18 protein-coding genes are annotated in these 22670 nt (G+C 27.4%); 17 read left to right on the top strand and 1 reads right to left on the bottom strand.

The features are described 5' to 3' along the window. Nucleotides 1-106 precede the first annotated feature (106 nt). The 13 genes from D3Z33_RS11105 to D3Z33_RS11045 all read left to right on the top strand — a co-directional run bounded on the left by D3Z33_RS11105 (nucleotide 107) and on the right by D3Z33_RS11045 (nucleotide 16305). Nucleotides 107-919, top strand: coding sequence for a flagellin (locus D3Z33_RS11105; RefSeq protein WP_160197828.1), 813 nt, complete (start codon nucleotides 107-109; stop codon nucleotides 917-919). Between the two features lie 77 nt (nucleotides 920-996). Then, the gene (locus D3Z33_RS11100) at nucleotides 997-1365 is read left to right on the top strand and encodes a hypothetical protein (RefSeq protein WP_160197827.1); all 369 of its coding nucleotides are present in this window, start codon (nucleotides 997-999) and stop codon (nucleotides 1363-1365) included. Nucleotides 1366-1376: 11 nt separating this feature from the next. Continuing rightward, a complete protein-coding gene (locus D3Z33_RS11095) occupies nucleotides 1377-2735 on the top strand; it encodes a motility associated factor glycosyltransferase family protein (protein WP_160197826.1) in 1359 nt (452 codons plus the stop codon). A gap of 10 nt (nucleotides 2736-2745) precedes the next feature. Further along, nucleotides 2746-4602, top strand: coding sequence for a motility associated factor glycosyltransferase family protein (locus D3Z33_RS11090; RefSeq protein WP_160197825.1), 1857 nt, complete (start codon nucleotides 2746-2748; stop codon nucleotides 4600-4602). Nucleotides 4603-4681: 79 nt separating this feature from the next. Continuing rightward, complete coding sequence (fliD, locus tag D3Z33_RS11085; protein ID WP_160197824.1) at nucleotides 4682-7132, top strand: flagellar filament capping protein FliD; 2451 nt, start codon at nucleotides 4682-4684, stop codon at nucleotides 7130-7132. Between the two features lie 39 nt (nucleotides 7133-7171). Then, nucleotides 7172-7543 (top strand): flagellar protein FlaG, encoded by a 372-nt coding sequence (locus D3Z33_RS11080; protein WP_160197823.1) that lies wholly within the window; start codon nucleotides 7172-7174, stop codon nucleotides 7541-7543. A 42-nt stretch (nucleotides 7544-7585) separates the two neighbouring features. Next, nucleotides 7586-7966, top strand: coding sequence for a flagellar export chaperone FliS (gene fliS, locus D3Z33_RS11075; RefSeq protein ID WP_160197822.1), 381 nt, complete (start codon nucleotides 7586-7588; stop codon nucleotides 7964-7966). A gap of 1 nt (nucleotide 7967) precedes the next feature. Continuing rightward, nucleotides 7968-8438 (top strand): flagellar protein FlgN, encoded by a 471-nt coding sequence (locus D3Z33_RS11070; protein WP_160197821.1) that lies wholly within the window; start codon nucleotides 7968-7970, stop codon nucleotides 8436-8438. 466 nt (nucleotides 8439-8904) lie between these two features. Then, nucleotides 8905-9435, top strand: coding sequence for a ribosome hibernation-promoting factor, HPF/YfiA family (gene hpf / locus D3Z33_RS11065; protein WP_160197820.1), 531 nt, complete (start codon nucleotides 8905-8907; stop codon nucleotides 9433-9435). Between the two features lie 140 nt (nucleotides 9436-9575). After that, on the top strand, nucleotides 9576-10157 hold the full coding sequence (locus D3Z33_RS11060) for a DUF5317 domain-containing protein (protein ID WP_160197819.1): 582 nt from the start codon (nucleotides 9576-9578) through the stop codon (nucleotides 10155-10157). Between the two features lie 43 nt (nucleotides 10158-10200). After that, complete coding sequence (secA, locus tag D3Z33_RS11055) at nucleotides 10201-12939, top strand: preprotein translocase subunit SecA (protein WP_160197818.1); 2739 nt, start codon at nucleotides 10201-10203, stop codon at nucleotides 12937-12939. Between the two features lie 10 nt (nucleotides 12940-12949). Continuing rightward, a protein-coding gene (gene prfB / locus D3Z33_RS11050; protein WP_201750507.1) for a peptide chain release factor 2 occupies nucleotides 12950-14057 on the top strand; the annotation gives its coding sequence in 2 pieces (ribosomal slippage) (nucleotides 12950-13024 and nucleotides 13026-14057; 1107 coding nt in all). A 157-nt stretch (nucleotides 14058-14214) separates the two neighbouring features. Further along, nucleotides 14215-16305, top strand: coding sequence for a methyl-accepting chemotaxis protein (locus D3Z33_RS11045; protein ID WP_160197816.1), 2091 nt, complete (start codon nucleotides 14215-14217; stop codon nucleotides 16303-16305). Between the two features lie 25 nt (nucleotides 16306-16330). Here the strand turns inward: D3Z33_RS11045 and D3Z33_RS11040 are convergent, their stop codons facing one another. After that, complete coding sequence (locus tag D3Z33_RS11040; protein WP_160197815.1) at nucleotides 16331-17155, bottom strand: AraC family transcriptional regulator; 825 nt, start codon at nucleotides 17153-17155, stop codon at nucleotides 16331-16333. A 153-nt stretch (nucleotides 17156-17308) separates the two neighbouring features. Here D3Z33_RS11040 and D3Z33_RS11035 point away from each other — a divergent pair, with 153 nt between their 5' ends. The 4 genes from D3Z33_RS11035 to gnpA all read left to right on the top strand — a co-directional run bounded on the left by D3Z33_RS11035 (nucleotide 17309) and on the right by gnpA (nucleotide 22659). Continuing rightward, nucleotides 17309-18655, top strand: a complete 1347-nt coding sequence (locus D3Z33_RS11035) for a carbohydrate ABC transporter substrate-binding protein (RefSeq protein WP_160197814.1) — start codon at nucleotides 17309-17311, stop codon at nucleotides 18653-18655. A gap of 72 nt (nucleotides 18656-18727) precedes the next feature. Then, nucleotides 18728-19618, top strand: coding sequence for a carbohydrate ABC transporter permease (locus D3Z33_RS11030; protein WP_160197813.1), 891 nt, complete (start codon nucleotides 18728-18730; stop codon nucleotides 19616-19618). A 15-nt stretch (nucleotides 19619-19633) separates the two neighbouring features. Further along, nucleotides 19634-20491 (top strand): carbohydrate ABC transporter permease, encoded by an 858-nt coding sequence (locus tag D3Z33_RS11025; RefSeq protein WP_160197812.1) that lies wholly within the window; start codon nucleotides 19634-19636, stop codon nucleotides 20489-20491. A 5-nt stretch (nucleotides 20492-20496) separates the two neighbouring features. Continuing rightward, nucleotides 20497-22659, top strand: coding sequence for a 1,3-beta-galactosyl-N-acetylhexosamine phosphorylase (gnpA, locus tag D3Z33_RS11020; RefSeq protein WP_160197811.1), 2163 nt, complete (start codon nucleotides 20497-20499; stop codon nucleotides 22657-22659). Nucleotides 22660-22670: the final 11 nt, after the last annotated feature.

Genomic DNA, 22670 nt, shown 5'->3' with positions numbered 1-22670 from the left:
ATCTTTATATTGTATAACGGCCGAATACATATAAGGCTTTATTATAAATAAAAAAACCTTAAGGGCAAGGATGCCGTAAAAGGAAATTTCAAGGAGGAATATAAAAATGAGAATTAATAATAACTTAATGGCAATGAACAGTCATAGACAATTAGGAATCAACAATAATGCAACAGCAAAATCTTTAGAGAAATTATCTTCAGGTATGAGAATAAATAGAGCAGGTGACGATGCAGCTGGTTTATCTATCTCAGAAAAAATGAGAGGACAAATAAAAGGACTTAACCAAGCATCTAGTAATGCTCAAGATGGTATTTCACTTATACAAACAGCTGAAGGTGCATTAAATGAGTCTCATGCAATATTACAAAGAATGAGAGAACTTGCAGTACAATCTTCTAATGATACTAATGTAACAGCTGATAGAACTGCTATACAAAAAGAAGTTACAGCATTACAAGAAGAATTAACTAGAATAGGTGAAAAGACTCAATTTAACAAGCAAAATTTATTGGATGGTAGTGTATCTGGTGCTATAATTCATATAGGGGCTAATGCTACTGAAAATGTTTCATTATCAATAGGAGATATGACTGCAACTGGTTTAGGTGTAAGTGGAATAAGTGTTTCTGCTCAATCAAGTGCTGATACTGCAATAACAACTATTGATGCTGCTATAGAAAAATTATCTGGAGAACGTTCTGGATTAGGTGCTCTTCAAAATAGACTTGAGCATACTATCAAGAATCTTGATAATGCATCTGAAAACTTACAAGCTTCTGAATCAAGAATAAGAGACGTTGATATGGCTAAAGAAATGATGAGTTTCACTAAGAATAATATTCTTAACCAAGCTGCTCAAGCAATGCTTGCTCAAGCTAATCAACAACCACAAGGAGTACTTCAATTATTAAGATAATTAAATAATTGATATAATATTTTAAGAATAAGACTGGCCTTTTAGGTTAGTCTTATTTTAATAGAGGGGGAATATTAATGGCAAATAATATAATAAATGAATCATTGAATTCACTCAATGAATATCTTGATAAGCTTATACCTGGTATAGAAAATATAGTAGACCATTTTTCTAAAGATAATGAAGGAGAAGCTTTAAAACTATTAATAGAAGCAATTGAGGGAATAAATTGGTGCTTGGAAGTAGTTATACTTACAAAGCCAACTTTAGAAAAATATAATATAGAAATTAATGAAAAGAATATAAGAAAAATACTTTTAGAATTTGAACAGGCTTTACAAAATGAAGATTTTGTATATGTAAGTGATTTATTAGAGTATGAATTAATAGATATATTTAAATATTGGAAAAAAGAAATATCCAATATTAGCTTTGTGGTAAATTAAGGAGAATTAATATGTATCTAAATAATATGAAGACATTGAAAAGATTATATCCTGATATTTATAAAATTATGAAATCAGAAAAATGTGATAGTAATTATCAAATATTATCAACTAAAACAAATCATAAAACATTAAAAGTAAATGATTTGGGGTTAGAATTTTACATTCATAGTAAATATAATCCTTTAAAAGAATCACAAAGATTTTTTGAAAATAACTACAAAAATAATATAAAGAATTTTATTTTAATTGGTTTTGGTTTAGGTTATCATATAGAAAAATTTTTAGATGGGATTGATAATGAAAAAATATTTGTATTTGAATTTAATAAAAAAATATTTAATGAAGCTTTATTAAATATGGACTTAAGATCTATTTTACAAGATGATAGATTAGAATTAATTATGAGTGATAATATTAATTTTTATATAAAAAAATTAAAAGAAATACTCAGTAATAAAGATGAATTTGAGATTATATTTCATACTCAATCAATGAAAGCTATCCCTAATCAATATAAAGAAATAAAATATTTGCTTGAAGAATTTAGAATGAAAAAGAAATTAGTTGGCGTTGAAGAGTTATTAATTGAAAATTTTAATTCAAATATAAAAAATGTAGATGGATATGTTGATAATTTATTTAACAAAATGATAGATGTGCCTGCTTTTTTAGTATCAGCAGGTCCTTCATTAGATAAAAATATTAATGAATTAAAGAAAATAAGAGATAAAGGTCTAATACTATGTGTAGGAAGAGCAGTAAAAGCATTACTTAGTAATGATATAGTTCCTGATGCTATAATAATAACTGACCCTTATGATATAGTATATGATCAAATACAAGGGTTAAATATACTTATTCCAATGATAATATTATCAACATGTAATAAAAAAGTAGCATTAAATTATAAAGGTAAAAAATATATTGCTTTTCAAAATGGATTTAAAAATTCAGAAGAGTTGGCAAATAAAAACAATTATAGAACTGTAGAAACAGGTGGTTCAGTAGCTACTACAGCGCTGGACATTCTTATAAAGTTTGGATGTGATCCAATTGTTTTTGTTGGGCAAGATTTGGCTTTTAGTGAAGAAAAAACTCATTCTGAGGAAGCTAATCATTTGAATGTATCTAATAACAATACATTACGAAAAGTATTAGACACTAATGGTAAGTATATCTATACTTCAAAAAATTTATTTAGTTATTTAAGATGGATTCAGAATAGAATACAAAAAGAAAAAAGTATTACATTTATTGATTCTACAGAAGGTGGGGCTATGATAAATGGAACATATGTATTATGTTTAAAAGAATCTATAAAAAAATATTGTTTTGAAGATATTAGTGATAATATAAATTTATTATGAGGAGATTTTTATGAAAAGTCATGAAATACATACGAAAAATATAGAAAAAATTAATGCGAGATATCCTACAATGATAGAATATATAAAAACAAATGAGAAGAAAGTAGAAGATTTAACTGTAGAAGTTAATAAGGCTAAAAATGGACAAATTTCATTTATTATTAATAGAGAAAGAAATGTAATACATTTACATAGTAAGTTTGATCCTAGCAAAGATGCAAAAAGATGGATTTCTAATTTAACTTTAAGTAATGATAAAATATATATAATTTATGGACTTGGTATGATATATCATATTAAAGAATTAATGAATCGTATAGGTAATGAAACAAAGATATTAATTATTGAGCCTAGTATATCTATATTTAATGAAATAATTAAAAATATAGACATAACTAATATTATAGAAAATAATAATATTTTGATTATGATAGAAGATAATTTAGATAAATTAAGATATTTTCTTAATAAAAATATATCATGGAATAATTGTCATCTTGTAGAATATTATACATTTTCTAATTATAAAAAATTATTTAGTGATATGGAACAAAAAGTTAATAAAATGATCTATGACCATTTATACATACGAAAAATAGATAGAAATACTATGATTAAATTTAATAGAGATTGGCAGCAAAATCTATTAAAAAATATGAGTGCAGCTGTAGAAAGTAATTTTATAAGTCAATTAAAAGATGTATTTTTAAACAAGCCTGTAATTATTGTTTCAGCAGGACCTTCATTAAATAAAAATGTTGAATTATTGAGAAATATAAAAAATAAAGCAGTTATAATTTGTGTAGATACAGCTCTTAAAGTTTTATTGAGTAAAAATATTAATCCAGATTTTATAGTTACAGTTGATGGAGGAGAACTAAATTTAGCCCATTTTGATAATTTAGATTATGAGAACATTCCTTTAATTTATATGTCTATTTCTCATCCTAAAATATTGGAGAATCATAAGGGAATTAAAGTATTAACAGATAATATGGGAGGATATATTAAAGAGTTATTTAAAGAATTTGATAAAGAAGTAGGAGTTATAAATTTAGGTGGATCAGTAGCATGTGTAGCATTTAATATAGCTATAAAATTAGGAGCAGATCCTATAATTTTTATTGGACAAGATTTAGCATATACAAATAATAAAACTCATGCTGAAGGAACTAAATATGCTAGAAAATCGGATTCTATAAAAACCAAATATTTTGAAGTTGAGAATATATATGGAGATAAGGTATTAACAGGATATGATTTATATACTTTTTTAAGATGGTTTGAAAACGAAATATTAAATGATACAAGTAATAGATTATATATAGATGCAACAGAAGGTGGAGCCAAAATAGAAGGAACTGAAATAATGACATTTCAAGATGCAATAAATAAATATTGTTATAAAGATATAGAAGTTACGAGAAAAATCCATGAAGCCTTAAACTCTGATATTAAATTTAATTTAGATGAATTAAAATTATTAATAAAAAAATTACAAAATATGTATAATAATCTAGAAATAATTCATAAGAAATCTATGGATGCAATTAAAATATGTAATAAAATAATAAATATATATAAGGAAAATAAAAACTCTGATAATATTGGTCCAAAATTAAATAGGTTAGATAATATTGATAAATATATAAAGCAAAAGCAAGAAGAATTTAATATGATTAATCATTTGATAAAGCCAATAGTATATAAAGTTTTCCTTGAAAATACTGTATCAAATACTAGTAAAGATGATATTTCTATAATGAAAAGATCTCTTGAATTTTATACAGCATTGTCAAATTCAGTGGAATTTACTCTTCCTATTTTAAAAGAAACTATAACGGAAATAGAAAATAAATATAATTAATATTTAGACGATTAAAGAAATTATATTTTTAGCCGATACTTTATATAGATAAGTAAATTATATTACAGGCGGTGATTTTTTGAGTGATTTATTAAGAATAACGGGAATGGCATCAGGCTTAGATACAGAAGCTATGATTGATAAACTTATGAAAGCTGAACGTATAACGGTAGATAAGGTGGGGCAGGAAAAAACATATATTGAATGGAAAAGAGATGCTTATAGAGATATAGCAAATGTGCTTAGAGGATTTCAAGATGAATACTTTAATCTTTTAAAGCCAGAAAATAATTTTACTTCAACTTCTGCATTTGGTACTTTTGATTCTAGTGTTACACTAAATGGAGTAGATACTAATGCTATAAGTATAAATCCTACTGGATCTGCATCTCCTGGGAATTATACTATTGGGAATATTACTTTAGCTGAAAAAGGGATTTGGAGTACAGATGATTCTAAAAGTATATCTAATATGATTGGAACAGGATTAAATAAAGCTAATTTAAAACAAGGTAAAAGCTTTAATATTAAATTAGATGGTGTAGAAAAGACAATAACATTAGATAAAGATTATTCTACAGAAACTACTGAAACATTAATATCTGACTTACAATCTAAGTTAGATTCTTCATTTGGAACCGGAAATATTGTATTATCAAACGATGGAGGTAATATTAAAATAGATTCTGTAGGTCATAATTTACAGATAAAAAGTACACCTAATACATATGTTTCAGATTTAGGCTTCAAGAATAATCAATCTAATTCAATTACAGGAACAACTATTGATTTTACTGAACCACTAAATTTTACAGGTAAAATTAAAATAGATATAAATGGAACTGAAACTGAAGTGGATATTAGTGTTAATGCTAATGATATTAATGAGCTTAGTACACAAATTCAATCTAATATTGATACAGCTATTGGCGAAGGTAATATTAAAGTAACTAATGATGGAGATAAATTAAAGTTTGTATCTCATGATACTTCAGATGAGATTATTTTTAATAGTGGTTCAACAGATGATGTAATTAAAAACTTAGGATTATCTAATGGAGCAAAGATAGATAAGTTAGAATCTACAGTTAACATTGATATATCTGAAATTGGCAAAGAATTTAATATAAATATTGATGGTACTGATTATAATATAGATCTTTCAGATGATTTTAATGATGTATCTAGTCTTGTTACAGAAATAAATTCACAATTAACTGATAGTTCCATAAGTGCCAGTGTATTAAATGGAAAGTTAGTATTTTTAGGAACAAATGGTGAAGAAATTAAAATTTCTAATAGTAAAGAAAATATTGTAGATGATTTAGGTTTTACTAATGGTCAAACTAATACAATAAATATTAATAGTCAACTTAAAGATGCTAAATTTAGTGAAAATATTACATTTGTAGGAAATGAAATATCATTTACTATAAATAATGAGAATTTTACATTTAATGATACTGATACTATTAAAGATGTTATAGATACTGTAAATAAAAGTGATGTAGGAGTTACATTAAAGTATAATAGTGTAACAGATGAATTTCAATTGGAATCAAAAGAAACTGGACTTATGAATGAAGTATCTTTGAGTGATAATACTGGAAACTTTTTAACAGGGGTTTTAGGATTAGTACAAGATCAAAGTGCTAAAGATGCTAGTTTTACTTATAATGGAGTAACAACTAATAGAAGTTCTAATACATTTACAATAGATGGTGTAGAATTTAATTTAAAAGCAGAAGAAGCTGGTGAAATTAATATATCAATTAACTCTAATGTTGATAAAACTATAGAAAAAATTAAAGGTTTTGTAGAGAAATATAACGAGGTTATTACAAAAATAAATGATGAATTAGGAGAAAAGAGAGATAGAGATTATAGACCATTAACAGATGCTCAAAAGAAAGAAATGAGTGAAAAAGAGATTGAACTATGGGAGGAAAAATCAAAAAGTGGTTTATTAAGAAGTGATTCAATTTTGCAAAAAGTAACTTATGAAATGAGAAGAGCTTTATATGATAAAGTAGAAGGAGTAGATATTAGTCTTTATGATATAGGCATTAAAACAAGCTCAAATTACTTAGATAAAGGTAAATTAGTCATAGATGAAGCAAAATTAAGACAATCATTAAATGACAAACCAGAAGAGGTGAAAAGTTTGTTTGCAAAAGACTCTAATATTGATTATGAAGATTCTTCTAATAGAAGTATAAGATATAAGAGTCAAGGTTTAGCAGAACGTCTTAATGATATTCTTAAAGATAATATTAGAATAACTAGAGATGAAAATGGTAGAAAAGGAATATTGCTAGAAAAAGCTGGAATAGAAGGCGATGTAACTGAATTTAAAAATACTATGAATGATAAAATTAATGATTATAAAGATAGAATTAGTGAACTACTTGAGGATTTAGATGCTAAAGAAAATTATTATTATATCATGTTTTCAAGAATGGAAAAGGCACTTTCTCAAATGAGTGCTCAATCATCTTGGTTAAATCAACAAATGGGTGGAGGAATGTAGAGTTTTAAATTTAAATGCTGATATTTAAGGGGGAATATAATGTCTATAGAAGGAATTGTAGGTTCTCAAATGTCTAATATAAGTACAGTTATGAATAAAGAAATTAATTTAGAAATTAGACAGGAAGAGGATAAAAGTTCAGTTAAAATAACATCAGAAAATGGAATTAAAGGAGAAAAAAGAGTAAGTAAAGAAGAACTAATTCATGCTGTAAATGCATCTAATGAAAGCTTGAAAATGTATGATAAGAAACTTGAATATTCAATTCATGAGAAAACAAATACTATTATGGTTAAATTAGTGGATACAGAAACAGATGAAATAATAAGAGAGATACCATCAGAAAAAATATTAGATATGATAGGGAAAATGTGGGAGATAGCAGGGATTATAATTGATGAAAGAGTATAAAGGAAAGCTCGTCAATTTTACACACATTTAGGAGGAATAGTTATGGCAATGAAAAATCCTTATGCACAATATCAAAATAATTCAATAATGACAGCATCACCAGAGGAATTAAATTTAAAATTATATGAAGGTCTTATGAGATTTATTAAAGAATCAATTATTTTTGCAGAGGAAAAAAATATAGAAAAATCTCATAACAGTAATTTAAGAGCTCAAGCAATAGTTAGTGAGTTCATGGTTACAGTTGATAGAAAATATGAAGTAGGTAAACAATTATATAATTTATATGAATATATGAATAGAAGACTTATGGAAGCTAATATTAGAAAGGATATAGAAATATTAAATGAAATATATGATATATCCAAAGAATTAAGAGATACTTGGGCACAAGCTATGAAATTAGCAAAGAAAGGCAAATAATATGGAATCAAAAATAGAAAAGTTAAATTCTTTATTATCTGATAAAAAAATACTATTAGAAGATTTCTATAAACTTACAATAGTTCAAAAAAAATTAATAGAAAACAATGATATTGATAAATTAAACCGAATTATAAACAATAAAGAAAATGTAATTGAAAAAATAAATAGATTAGATGTAGAATTTTTAGGGATATATAATAATATTAAAGAGGTAGAAAATATAAATGATTTATCACAGCTAAGTATTGAAAAAGATTATTTAGTAAGATTAAAAGAATTAACAAGTAAGTGTGAAAAACTCATGAAAACTATAAAAGTTCAAGATGATGAAAATAATAATATGATGAAAAGTGGATTTGAAGATATAAAGAAAAGTTTACGAGAAATAAAAAGAGGTAAAACTACTACAAATAAATATTATAATAATATGCCATCTAGTGGTGGATATTTTATTGATAGTAAAAAATGATAAATTTTAAATAGAACATTAATTTGTTCTATTTTTTTTGCATATTAATTATCTATAAGAGTAAGAATATTAATATAGACTATTAATATAAATTGAACGAAAATTAAATAATGTTTTTGTTAATAAATCTTAGTTTAAGTTAACACCTTCTCCACATATTTTTCCACACTATAACTTGTACTAATATACACTATCCACAGAGTTATACACATTATCCACAGAAATAGGCTATATTTATCCACATATTCACAGATGATAGATGTGGATAAATATATAAATAAATATAAATTTTAATGTATAATTTCTTTCTTTTTGTAAATACTATACGGTTATTTGTAAAAAAAGCTCATGTTTTAATATATTATGATTTTTCAAATAATTTACATGTTATTTGAAAAATTAAATGGGTAATTATATAAATAATCACATAAATAATTAGCTACATAAATTGAAGGGAGTTGGATTTATGAGAACTATAATTGCAGGAAAAAATATGAAAGTAACAGATGGACTTAGAGAAGCAGTAGAATCCAAATTAGAAAGATTAGACAAGTATTTTTATAAAGATGCTAGAGTTAACGTAACTATGACTGTAGAAAAAGAAAGACAGATTATAGAAGTGAGTGTACCTTTTGCTGGAACTATTATAAGAGCTGAAGAAGAAACTGGTGATATGTATAAATCTATTGATATGGTATTAGATACACTTGAAAGACTTATTAGAAAGCATAAGACTAAGCTTGAAAAGAGAAAGCATAATGGAAAGACTATTAGATTTGAAAATATACCTTATGAAGATATAAATACGAAAGATGAACCAAAAGTTGTAAAAACTAAACGTTTTGCAATGAAACCTATGGTTCAAGAAGAAGCAATACTTCAAATGGAACTTTTAGGACATAATTTCTACGTATATAAAGATGCTGACACTAATGAAACTAATGTTTTATATAAAAGAAAAGATGGAAATTATGGTCTTATAGAACCAGAATTTTAAATAGATATAAAAAGTAGAGAGTTAACTCTCTACTTTTTTATTGTAAAAAAGCAATTTTAAAAGAAGGAATCTAGTCATATTTGTTGAAATAATATATAATGAACATATGGATAAATATAACGAAGGGTAAGGTGACTTAGATGATTTGGTTGTTTTTATTACTTGCAGTAATAGTAGGATATATGAAAGGCGGAAAATTTATAAGACTTAAAAATTTAAATTTTAAAAAACTATCTCCAATTATAATAGCTTTAGTTCTTCAATATTTAGTTTTGATATTTAGTGATAGAGATTTAAAAGTTATAGGAAATTATGTAGAAGAAATATACTTAGTATCATTTATACTAATTTTTATAGGTGTAATTATAAATATGAATATACCGTCACTTTGGATAGTATTTGTAGGAGCTATATCTAATTTTATAGTATTCGTAATGAATGGAATGAATATTCCAGTATCATTTGATGCACTTAAAATTGCTGGAATGAATAGTACTATAAAACTAATGGAAAGTGGACAATATAAATTATATGATGCTATTACAAATGGTACAGATTATGAAATTCTTGGTAAAATAATAGCTATAGATAATATATTACCCCTTGCTGGTGTATTTAGTGTAGGAGATGTACTTATAACTATGGGGTTATTTGTATTTATAGAGAGCTCCATGAATGATAAAAAATTAGATAGAAGAATCAACTTTGGATTTGGCAAATAGGTATGTTATAATATAAGGATAGGCTATAACTGGAGGTAGATTGATGGTAAAGGGTATTTTTGAAAAAATATTTGGGACATATAGTAGTAGAGAAATAAAAAGATTAAAACCTATATTGGATAAAATAGAAGCGCTTGAAGATGATATGAAAAATCTTAGTGACAATGAATTACAAAATAAAACTGATGAATTTAAAAAAAGAATCGAAAAAGGTGAAACATTAGATGACATACTCCCTGAAGCTTTTGCTGTAGTTAGAGAGGCTTCAGATAGAGTTTTAGGAATTAGACCATATAGAGTTCAGCTTTTAGGTGGTATAGTATTACATGAGGGTAATATTGCAGAGATGAAAACAGGTGAAGGTAAGACATTTGTTGCATCAATGCCATTATATTTAAATGCACTTTTAGGTAAAGGTACTCATCTTATAACTGTAAATGACTTTCTGGCATCATATCAAGGTGAAATGATGAGTAAACTATATAATTATTTAGGTCTTTCTACTGGAATAATAGTTCATGGTAAAAAGACAAAAGAAAGACGTGAAGCTTACAATTGTGATATAACATATGGTACAAATAATGAATTTGGATTTGATTATTTAAAAGATAATATGGTTATATATAAAGATGAAATGGTTCAAAGAGATCTACATTATGCAATAATTGACGAGGTTGACAGTATACTTATTGATGAAGCTAGAACTCCTCTTATAATTTCTGGTCAAGGAGATAAGCCTACAGAATTATATCGTGCTGCTGATACATTTGCACGTACATTAGAAGGAAGAATAATAGAAGAAAGTGAAAATAAGAAGGATCCATTTAATAGAGAAATGAAAGAAGAAAAAATGGATTACACTATAGATGAAAAAGCTAAATCTGTTACACTTTCAGAAAAAGGAGTAAAAAAAGCAGAACAATTTTTTGGTGTTGAAAACTTAGCAGATCCAGAAAATATGGAGCTTACTCATCATATAAATCAAGCATTAAAAGCACAAAATATAATGCAGAAAGATAAAGATTATGTAGTAAATGATGGTGAAGTTATAATAGTTGATGACTTTACTGGAAGACTTATGTTTGGAAGACGCTATTCAAATGGTCTTCATCAAGCGATTGAGGCAAAAGAAGGATTAGATGTAAAAAAAGAATCTAAAACTCTTGCAACTATTACATTCCAAAATTTATTTAGAATGTATGACAAACTATCTGGTATGACTGGTACTGCTAAAACAGAAGAAGATGAATTTAGACATATATATAATATGAATGTCGTAGAAATTCCAACAAATAAGCCGGTAATAAGAGAAGATAATTCGGATTTAATATATAAATCAGTAGAGGCAAAATTTGGTGCAATAATAGAAGAAATAAAAGAACATCATAAAAAAGGTCAACCAATATTAGTTGGTACAATAAGTATTGAAAACTCTGAGATATTAAGTAGATTACTTAAAAAGCAAGGTATAAAGCATGAAGTGTTAAATGCAAAGCAACATGAGAGAGAGGCAGAGATAATATCTCAAGCAGGTAGACTTGGAGCTGTAACTATTGCTACTAATATGGCTGGTCGTGGTACTGACATAGTTCTTGGTGGTAATCCAGAGTTTATGGCAAAAGCAGATTTAAGGAAAAAGGGATATTCTGAACATTTAATAGCTCTTGCAGATAGTCCACTTGAAAGTGAAGATCAGGAAGTAAATGATATAAAAGAAAAATATAATAAATTGTTAGAAAAACATAAAGCAAATACTAAAGATGAAGCTAAAAAAGTACTTGATGCTGGTGGATTATATATAATGGGTACAGAAAGACATGAATCAAGACGTATAGATAATCAGTTAAGAGGTCGTGCAGGAAGACAAGGAGATCCAGGAGCCTCTAAATTTTTCATATCACTTGAAGATGATTTAATGAGACTTTTTGGAAGTGAAAAAATAAAAAGTATAGTTGATACATTAGGGATGCCTGAAGATGAACCCCTTGAGCATAAACTTTTAAACCGTTCAATAGAGTCAGCACAATCAAAGGTTGAAGGTAAAAACTTTGGTATAAGAAAAAATGTACTTCAATATGATGATGTAATGAATAAGCAAAGAGAAGTTATATATAAGGAAAGAAAAAGGGTTTTAGAAGGCGAAAATATGAAAGACTATATATTTTCTATGATAAAAGATATGGTGGATGGTGTAGTAGAGATGTATAGTGCATCTTCTAAATATTCTGAGGAATGGGATTATGAAGGAATGGAAAATTATTTATCCCCTATGTTCTTAGAAGATGAAAAATTAAATATAGAAGATAAAGAAGATATTACAAAAGAAGAATTAAAAGAAAAAATATATACAAAAGCTATAGAAAAATATGAAGAAAAAGAAGAAGAAGTAGGTAGTGAGCAGTTGAGAGAACTTGAAAGAGTAATACTTCTTCGTGTAGTAGATAGTAAATGGATGGAGCATATTGATGCAATGGATCAATTACGTCAAGGTATAGGACTTCGTGCAATGGGTAATGAAGATCCAGTTCGAGCATATCAAGTAGAAGGATATGATATGTTTAATGAAATGATTAAAAACATCCAAGAAGAAACAGTTAAATATTTGTATAATTTAGAGGCAGAAGAAAAGATAGAGAGAAAAAGAGTAGCAAAAGTAACAGGCTCAAGTCATGGGAATAAAAAACCTGTACAAAAAACAGTTGTAAAAGGAGAAAAAATAGGAAGAAATGACCCTTGTCCTTGTGGAAGTGGGAAAAAATACAAAAAATGTTGTGGTAGATAAGGAGAGTTTTATGCTAGAATTAGAAAAATATAATGGTACAGTAAAAGAATTTGAAAACAGATTAAAAGAGGTAGGTGTTTCACTTTGACTTGTCTAAACTTAGAGAGAAGTCAAAAGATTTAGAAGGTGAAATGCAGAAAACAGATTTTTGGGATGATAATGATGAAGCTCAAAAAATTATAGCAGAATTAAATTCTATAAAACAAAAAATAGATAAATATGATGAACTAAATGATGAAATAGAAGACCTTGAAATATCTATACAACTTTCTGAAGAGGAAAATGATAAGAGTTTTTTAGATGTTATTGAAAAAAAAGTAGAATATATTGATGAAGAATTAGATGAGTTTAGAATATCCACATTATTAAGTGGTGAATATGATAAAAATAGTGCAATTGTATCAATTCACTCTGGTGCAGGGGGCCTTGAAGCTCAAGATTGGGCAGAAATGCTTTTTAGAATGTATTCTAGATGGGGAGAAAGAAAGAATTATAAAGTAAAGATATTGGATATGCAAAAAGATACTGAAGGTGGAATAAAATCAGTAGATATGTCGATTGTTGGAGAAAATGCATATGGATATCTTAAAAGTGAAAAAGGAGTACATCGTTTAGTTAGAATTTCACCTTTTGATTCATCTGGAAGGAGACATACCTCTTTTGCATCAATTGATGTAATGCCAGAATTAAGTGATGAGGATGAAGTGGAAATAGAAACTTCTGACCTTAGAATAGATACTTATAGAGCAAGTGGTGCAGGAGGTCAGCATGTAAATACTACGGATTCAGCCATAAGGATAACTCATATTCCAACAGGAATAGTAGTTCAATGTCAAAGTGAAAGATCACAACATAGTAACAAAGCAACAGCTATGAACATGTTAAAATCAAAGCTTATAGAACTAAAAGAAAGAGAACAAAAAGAAAAAATTGAAGATTTGGCAGGTAATTATAATCAGATAGGTTGGGGTTCTCAAATACGTTCATATGTATTCCATCCGTATAATTTAGTTAAAGATCATAGAACAAATACAGAAGAAGGTAATACTGATAAAGTTATGGATGGAGATATAGATAAGTTTATAAATGAATATTTAAAACAAGAAACTAGAAAATAAGATTTTAATAATTTCCAGATTGTTTAGAATGAATGCAGTCATTTTTAACATTTCTGGGAATTTTTTTATGAAAAACTCAATTAAAAAGAGGAATTAGATATAAAATGTCGAATATAGAATAATTGAGTAAAATAATTTTAAGAATGGAGGAGAGATGTTGTTAAAAAAACTGAAGAATAAGAAGATTAAAAATCCAATTGCCAAATTTAAAGGTTTTAAATGGAAACAAATACCATTAAATTTCAAAAAAAATAATAAGAAAAATGGGATTAAAACTAGAAATAGTATCAAAAATCAGCTTATAACAATGGTATTGTTACTTTCACTTATACCTATAATTATAATAGGGGTAGTAAATTACAATTTTGAGAAAAAAAACATGATAGAAATGAGTAAAGAATCAAATTTGACAATTGCAAAATCTATAGCTAATCAAGCAAATTATATGGTTCTTAATTCTTTTAGTGCTGTTGAAACCCTTTCAAATTCAAATGATTTTAGTAATATGGAGCAAAGGGATGCAAATAGCTTATTAAAAAGTGTAAGAGATGAGATACCATCAATAGAAGATATTTATGTTATAGATATGGATGGTAATGCTATAGCTGCGACAAAAGAGACTACAGATACTCTTGCAAATGAATTATATTTTGTAATGAGTAAGAAAGGTTCAGAATATGTTACAAATTCATTTATAGATAATAACACAAAAAAACCTGGTATAATGATTTCTATTCCTATAAAAAACAAATTATTAGAAGTTAAAGGAGTAATTGCAGCTAAATTAAATGTAGATGAACTTAGTAATATTGTTAAATTTCAAAAAATAGGTAATACAGGTAATGCATACATAGTAGATAAAACAGGAACTGTAATAGGTCATGAAGATTTTAAAAATAAAATAGTAAAAAGATATAATTTTGTAGAAGAGGGAAATGTAGGTGCACAAAAAGCAGTAAAAAGTGAAACAAATGTTGAAAGATATAAAACAGAAACAGGAAAAGATGTAATAGGAGCATACACTACTGTCCCTTATACTAATTGGGGGGTAGTTGTAGAACAAGATACAAAAGAAATAGAGACTATGGCCTCTGGAGCATTAAAAAGAACTAGTATAATAGTAATTTTAGCAGGAATTATGATAGCTATACTTACAGCAATTATATCTAGAGTACTTACAAAACCAATTATAGATTTAGGAAAAAGTGCTGAAAAAATTAAAGATGGAGATATGACAGAAAGTATAAAAGTAACATCTAAAAATGAAATAGGATTACTTCAGGAATCATTTAATAGTATGATAGAATCTTTAACTAATGTTATAGAGAAAGTAAATTTCTCTTCAGATAATATAAAGAAATCAATAGAGGATTTAAAAGAAAAATCATATCATACAGTAAAAGCTTCAGAAGAAATTTCTGCTGTAGTTGAACAAGTTGCAACAGGTACAGAAAATCAAATTCAATCTGTAGATGCAACAAATATGATAATTGATGAAATGAGCAAAAAAGTAGTAGAAGTAGATGAAAAGGCAAAGGATATAAAAGATGCTGCAGGTCATGCTACAGATATGGCATCTCTTGGAACAGTACATATAAATGATACACAAAATGCAATAGAAAGCATTATTCATAAGGTGGAAAATTCATCTAAAAAAATATCTTCCCTTACTGAAGAAACTAAAGAAATCGGTAAAATAATCACATTTATTGATAATATATCTAACCAAACAAATTTACTTGCATTAAATGCAGCAATAGAGGCAGCAAGAGCAGGAGAAGCAGGCAGAGGATTTACTGTAGTAGCTGATGAAATAAGAAAATTGGCTGAACAAACTGGGAATGCTTCAAAAGATATAGTAAAAATTATAAATAATATACAAAATGATATGAGTGATGTAACTATATCTATGAATGAAAGTATAGAGGAAGTAAATAAAGGTAGCAATGTAATAAATAAAGCTACAGAATCTTTTGAGAATATAAAAGAGGAAACAAAACGAGTAAATGATGCAATAGCTAATTTTGCAACTATAGCTAATATGTTGACAATTGGTATAAATGAAATAGAAATGAGTATGAGAGAAGTAAGTGCAGTGAGTCAACAAACAGGTGCTGGAACTCAAACCGTACTTGCAAGTAGTGAAGAACAACAATCAGCTATAGAGCATGTAGAGGGTCTTGCAGATACTTTAGATCTTATGGCTGATGAATTAGTAAGTATTGTAAATCAATTTAAAGTAAAATAAAAATAAATCCTTCGATTAATTATAATTAGTCGAAGGATTTATTTTTATTTCTATACTGTCTAGGAGTCATATTTACTCTTTTTTTAAAAATTTGATTAAAATAAGATTGACTTGAAAAACCAACAATTCTAAATATTTCAGATAAAGAATATTCTGTAGTCTCAAGTAATATTTTTGAAACAGATATTCTTTTATCTATCAAATAATTTATAGGAGTTTTGCCTATATTTTCTTTAAAGACCCTTGTCATATAGTATTTATTCATATATGCAATAGATGCTAGTGAATCAAGTGTCAAATTTGAAGCATAATGAGTATCGATATACTTTTTAATATAAGAACATTCTTTTGTTACATTTTTATTTTTATCTAATACCATATTATGAGATGAAAGTCTCATTATATTAAATATCAATATTTCTAAGCAACTTTGACATATATTTATATAAAAATCATTTTTTGATTCTATTTCAGTTATAATTTTTTCTAGAAAATATAAAATTTCTTCTTTTCTATCATTAAAATTATATATAGTAAATGGAAGTTTATCGTCTATAAAAAGTCCTTCTACTCCAAGAACTATATATTCTAGTGGATTTTTACCATTAGATGATTCAGTATGAATTACATTTGAGTTTACTATCAGTAAATCATCTTTTTTTACTTCAAATGATTTATCCTCTATTTTGAATATTCCTTTTCCATGAGTAACATAAAAAAGTTCAGTAAAGGGATGCATATGCATTGTAGAATGCCAGTCTTCATCATATTTAGCTTTTGATACATATAAAAGTTCTGGTGTTATGCTAGTTTCTTCTTGTTTTTCAAGTTTATATAGTATATTTGACATATTAATCCTCCTAATAGTAGATACTATTTAATTATATTGATTTTATAGAAAAAAAGCAATATATATAAAAAAACAATCAATATAATTATAGATATTGTATTTTTAAAAAAGTATAATATATTTAAATGGAGTATAAAAAAAGGAGGACTTACAATGAAAAGGTTTCTAGCGGTATTATTAGCTTTAAGTTTAGTATTTACAACAGTAGCTTGTTCAAATGATTCATCTGACTCCGGTGAAAACGATTCCGGTGATGGAGAAAAGGTATTAAAGATAGCAGGTTTAAACGGTGGATATAAGACAGAACATTGGGAAGCAATTGCAAAGAAATTTGAAGAATCTCATGAAGGGGTCAAGGTTGAATTAACTTTAGAAAAAAATATTTCAGAAGTATTAAGACCTCAAATACAAGCAGGTAATGTACCTGATATAATTTATTTAGCAGTAGGTGGAGAAGGTAAATTAACTGATACTTTAATTAAAGAAAAAGCAATACAAGATATAGATGATGTATTAGAAATGGATGTACCAGGTGAAGATGTAAAAGTTAAAGATAAATTAATTGATGGATTTACAGATACATTAATTACTAACCCATATGAAGATGGAAAAACTTATTTAGCACCATTATTTTATGCACCAACAGGATTATTCTATAATGCCAATAATTTTGATGGAAAATATGAGATGCCTGAAACTTGGGATGATTTCATGAAATTAGGAGAAGAAGCTAAAGGTGATATGGCACTATTTACTTATCCTACAACAGGATATTTTGATGCATTCTTCTATGCATTATTAAATGAAACAGGTGGTCCAGAATTATTTAATAAGGCAATGGACTATGATGTAGAAGCTTGGAAAAGTGATGAAGCTAAGAAAGCCTTTGAAATTATAGGGGATATTGCAAAATATACACATGAAAATACAGTTTCTCAAGCTAATGGGGAAAACTTTACTAAGAATCAACAGTTAATATTAGATAATGAAGCATTATTTATTCCAAATGGTACGTGGTTACCTGGTGAAATGAAAGATGCTCCAAGAGCAGATGGTTTTGAGTGGGGATTCTCTGCATTACCTAAGGTATCAGAAGATGGAGATAGCTATTCATATACGTTCTTTGAGCAAATGTATATACCAAATGATGCAAAAAATGCTGATTTAGCTAAAGAGTTTATGGCATATATGTATTCAGATGAAGCAGCTCAAATTATATATGATAAATCAGGAGCAGTTCAACCTATAAAAGGTGCTTCAGATATGATGAGTGATGATGATCCAAATAAATTATTCTATTCAATATATGATGAAGGTGCAAAAGCAGCTATGGGTGGATTTGCATCAGCTCCTCCAGTTGAAGGAGTAGATTTAACTAGTGGAACTGGTATATTATTTGGAACAATAAATTCTGTTGTTACAGGTGATAAAACAGTTGATGAATGGCATGGTGAAGTAGTAGAAGCAGTAGAAAAAATAAGTGAAGCTAAACAAAATTAATAGTTAAAAGCAAATAAATAGTATATGGTGGATAAGATTATCCACCATATATATTTTAAGAGGTGATAGATTATGAACAATAAAAGTTTAAAAAGATTTATAATTCTATGTCTCTCTCCAGCACTTATATTATTTTCAGTTTTTATGATATATCCAACATTTTCAGTATTTTTAATGAGTTTGTATAAATGGGGAGGACTTTCTTCAAATAAATTATTTGTAGGATTAAATAATTTTAAGATACTTATGCAAGATGAGAATTTTATTAGATCTTTTCAAAATACAGTATTTTTAATAGTAGTAGTGACCATCGTAACACTTGTTATTGCAATTATGTTTGCTGCAATACTTGTAAAAGAAAATGTAAAGGGGCAAAATTTCTTTAGAGTAATATTTTATATCCCTAATATATTATCTGTTGTAGTAATATCTTCAATATTTTCAGCAATATATGACCCAGGTCAGGGTTTAATAAATAGTTTCTTATCTCTAATAAATGGAGATGGCTTTAAAAGCATACAGTTTTTAGGTAATCAAGATATTGTAATTTATTCTATAGCTGGAGCGATGATTTGGCAAGCTATAGGTTATTATATGGTAATTTATATGGCTGGTATGAGCTCTATACCTAATCAATTATATGAATCAGCAGATATTGAAGGTGCAAGTAAAGTAAGACAATTTTTTAAAATTACACTTCCTTTAGTATGGGATACAATAAGAACTTCACTGATATTTTTCATAATAAGTTCAATTAATTTAAGTTTCCTTTTTGTAAAAATAATGACAAGTGGAGGGCCTGATGGTGCATCTGAAGTATTCTTATCATACATGTATAAGCAAGCCTATAACAATGCTTCATATGGATATGGTATGAGTATTGGTGTAATAGTATTTATATTCTCATTCTTATTATCAGGTGTAATAAATAAGATAACAAAAAGAGATACATTACAGTATTAAATTGGAGGTAAAAACATGGGTAAACTTTATAAAGCTTTTATATATGTTGCTCTTATAAGTTTGGCTGCAAGCATAATTATACCAGTAGGATGGGTTTTTATGGCATCAGTGAAGGAAAACTCAGAATTCTATGGTAATCCTTGGTCATTACCTGAAGGATTTCATTTTGAAAATTTTATAGAAGCTATACACCAAGCTAACATGGGAGAATATTTTCTAAATTCAGTTATAGCAACATCCCTTGGATTAGTTATATTACTTGCAGTATCATTACCAGCAGCATATGTACTTGCCAGATTTGAATTTAGAGGCAAGACACTTATTAATAGACTTCTTATGGCAGGATTATTTGTAAATGTGAACTATATAGTAGTACCAATATTTTTAATGTTACTTGATTGGGATAAATCTCTTATGAATATTATGGGAGAAGGATTTTTCTTAGATAATATTGTGGTTTTAGCCTTAGTATATGCATCTACGGCTATTCCATTTACAGTATATTTATTGTCTAATTTCTTTAAAACATTACCAAAAGCATTTGAAGAAGCAGCATTCATTGATGGTGCAGGATATTTTACAACTATGGTAAAGGTAATGGCACCAATGGCAAGACCAAGTATTATAACTGTAATATTATTTAATTTTTTGGCATTTTGGAATGAATACATTATAGCTTTAACATTAATGCCAAATGCATCAAAGACATTACCAGTTGGATTAATCAATCTTATGCAATCACAAAAAGCTGCAGCTAATTATGGACAACTTTATGCAGGACTTGTAATTGTAATGCTTCCAACTTTGATTTTATATATTTTAGTACAAAAGAAATTAACCCAAGGTATGACCGTTGGCGGAGTGAAAGGATGATATAAATGGTTAAGAGAAAAGGAAATTTAACATTACCTAGTGAGACAGGATTTTTAAAAGAAACCAAAGAAATATTAGATAGATGGGGCGCTGATGCTATAAGAGATAGTGATGGTACTAAGCTTTCAGATGAATTAAAAAATTTAGATGCAAAAATTTATACAACATATTTTGTTAGTAGAGGTCATAACGAATTTGCAAAACAAAATATTGATGAATGTCAACATTTATACTTAATGAGCAATTTTAATATTGCTACATCAAATACAGTTGAAATTAAATTCATGGAAGGATATTTTAGTGAACAAGTAAAACCTGATTATGATCATGATCCTAAAAAATGGTGGGAAGTTATAAATAGAACAACAGGTGAAGTAATAGATATAGCTGATTGGGAAGTAGATAGTGAAAAAGATATAGTAAAGGTAAATAATACAAAAGAATTTCATGAATATACTGTTTCATTTTTAGTATATGCTATATGGGATCCAACTCAAATGTACAATCATATAACAAATGATTGGGGGGATAAAGAACATGATATTCCTTTCGATGTAAGAAAAGAAAAATCAGCTAAGTTTATAGAAGAGTATATGGATAAATGGCTAGAAGAAAATAAAGATACTGATGTAGTTAGGTTTACAACTTTCTTCTATCATTTTACACTTGTATTTAATGATAATGGAAAAGAAAAGTTTGTAGATTGGTTTGGCTATAGTGCATCAGTTTCTCCTGAAGCTTTAGATGCCTTTGAAAAGGAAAAGGGATATAGATTAAGACCTGAACATATAATTGATCAAGGTTACTATAATTCTTCATTTAGAATACCATCAAAGGAATTTTTAGATTTCATGGATTTTCAGCAACAATTTGTGTCAAAAACTGCAAAAAAATTAGTTGATAAGGTACATGATGCTGGAAAAGAAGCATTAATGTTTCTAGGAGATAATTGGATTGGCACTGAACCTTATGGTGATTATTTTGAAAATATAGGATTAGATGGAGTAGTAGGTTCTGTTGGAGATGGAGCTACACTTAGAATGATATCAGAAATACCACATGTAAAATATACAGAAGGAAGATTTTTACCATACTTTTTCCCAGATACCTTTAGAGAAGGCAATGATCCAGTTATAGAGGCAAAGGATAATTGGTTATCTGCAAGACGTGCTATAATGAGGAAGCCAGTAGATAGAATAGGATATGGTGGATATTTATCTCTTGCATATAAATTCCCTAAATTTGTAGAGTATGTTGAAAATGTTGCAGATGAATTTAGAGAAATATATGATACTATAAACGGCGTAAAGCCATATAGTGGATTAAAAGTTGCAATACTTAATTCTTGGGGTAAAATAAGATCATGGCAAACATTTATGGTTGCACATGCATTATGGTATAAACAAATTTATTCTTATCTTGGAATATTAGAATCTTTAAGTGGTATGAGTGTAGATGTTGAATTTATATCATTTGATGATGTGAAAAGTAATGGCATAAATGAAGATATTGATGTAATAATAAATGCAGGAGTAGAAGGAACTGCATTTAGTGGTGGAAGTGAATGGTTAGATGAAAAATTAATTAGCACTGTAAGAAAATGGGTATATAATGGCGGTGGATTCATAGGTATAGGTGAACCAGCTGCTATTCATCATCAAGGTAGATATTTTCAGCTTGCAGATGCTTTAGGTGTAGATAGAGAACTTAGTTTTTCATTAAGTACAGATAAATATTTTGATAAAGAAATAGAAGAACATTTCATAACTAAAGATATAAAAAGAGCAATTGATTTTGGAGAAAGTATGGGAAATGTTTATGCATTAACAGAAAAAACTGAGATAATAGAATATAGTAATGGAGAAGTTCATTTATCTTCAAACGATTATGGTAAAGGAAGAGCAGTATACATTGCAGGACTTCCATATAATGAAGATAATTCAAGATTACTTATGCGTTCAATGTTTTATGCTTCTCATAAAGAGGAAGAATTATATAAGTATTTTGCAGATAATACCTCAGTAGAAGTAAATGCATATCCTGATATAAAGAAATATGCAATAACAAATAACACTGATGAAATGCAAAAATCAATTATATATGATGGTAATAGAAACTCATATATGGTAGAATTAAAACCAGGTGAAATACGCTGGATGAATATATAGAGGTGATAATT

The sequence above is a fragment of the Senegalia massiliensis genome (assembly GCF_009911265.1).
GTDB classification, from domain to species: Bacteria; Bacillota; Clostridia; order Tissierellales; family SIT17; genus Anaeromonas; species Anaeromonas massiliensis_A.
Note: the sequence above shows the minus strand (reverse complement) of the source record. Positions and strands in the feature narration are given on the sequence as shown.

Bases quoted from the DNA above. Each gene is read 5' to 3' on its own strand.
- D3Z33_RS11095 (WP_160197826.1), top strand. From the start codon at position 1,377: ATGTATCTAAATAATATGAAGACATTGAAAAGATTATATCCTGATATT.
- D3Z33_RS11040 (WP_160197815.1), bottom strand. From the start codon at position 17,155: ATGTCAAATATACTATATAAACTTGAAAAACAAGAAGAAACTAGCATA.
- D3Z33_RS11080 (WP_160197823.1), top strand. From the start codon at position 7,172: ATGTCTATAGAAGGAATTGTAGGTTCTCAAATGTCTAATATAAGTACA.
- D3Z33_RS11060 (WP_160197819.1), top strand. From the start codon at position 9,576: ATGATTTGGTTGTTTTTATTACTTGCAGTAATAGTAGGATATATGAAA.
- D3Z33_RS11035 (WP_160197814.1), top strand. From the start codon at position 17,309: ATGAAAAGGTTTCTAGCGGTATTATTAGCTTTAAGTTTAGTATTTACA.
- fliS (WP_160197822.1), top strand. From the start codon at position 7,586: ATGGCAATGAAAAATCCTTATGCACAATATCAAAATAATTCAATAATG.
- D3Z33_RS11090 (WP_160197825.1), top strand. From the start codon at position 2,746: ATGAAAAGTCATGAAATACATACGAAAAATATAGAAAAAATTAATGCG.
- D3Z33_RS11070 (WP_160197821.1), top strand. From the start codon at position 7,968: ATGGAATCAAAAATAGAAAAGTTAAATTCTTTATTATCTGATAAAAAA.
- D3Z33_RS11100 (WP_160197827.1), top strand. From the start codon at position 997: ATGGCAAATAATATAATAAATGAATCATTGAATTCACTCAATGAATAT.
- D3Z33_RS11105 (WP_160197828.1), top strand. From the start codon at position 107: ATGAGAATTAATAATAACTTAATGGCAATGAACAGTCATAGACAATTA.
- D3Z33_RS11025 (WP_160197812.1), top strand. From the start codon at position 19,634: ATGGGTAAACTTTATAAAGCTTTTATATATGTTGCTCTTATAAGTTTG.
- D3Z33_RS11030 (WP_160197813.1), top strand. From the start codon at position 18,728: ATGAACAATAAAAGTTTAAAAAGATTTATAATTCTATGTCTCTCTCCA.
- gnpA (WP_160197811.1), top strand. From the start codon at position 20,497: ATGGTTAAGAGAAAAGGAAATTTAACATTACCTAGTGAGACAGGATTT.
- secA (WP_160197818.1), top strand. From the start codon at position 10,201: ATGGTAAAGGGTATTTTTGAAAAAATATTTGGGACATATAGTAGTAGA.
- hpf (WP_160197820.1), top strand. From the start codon at position 8,905: ATGAGAACTATAATTGCAGGAAAAAATATGAAAGTAACAGATGGACTT.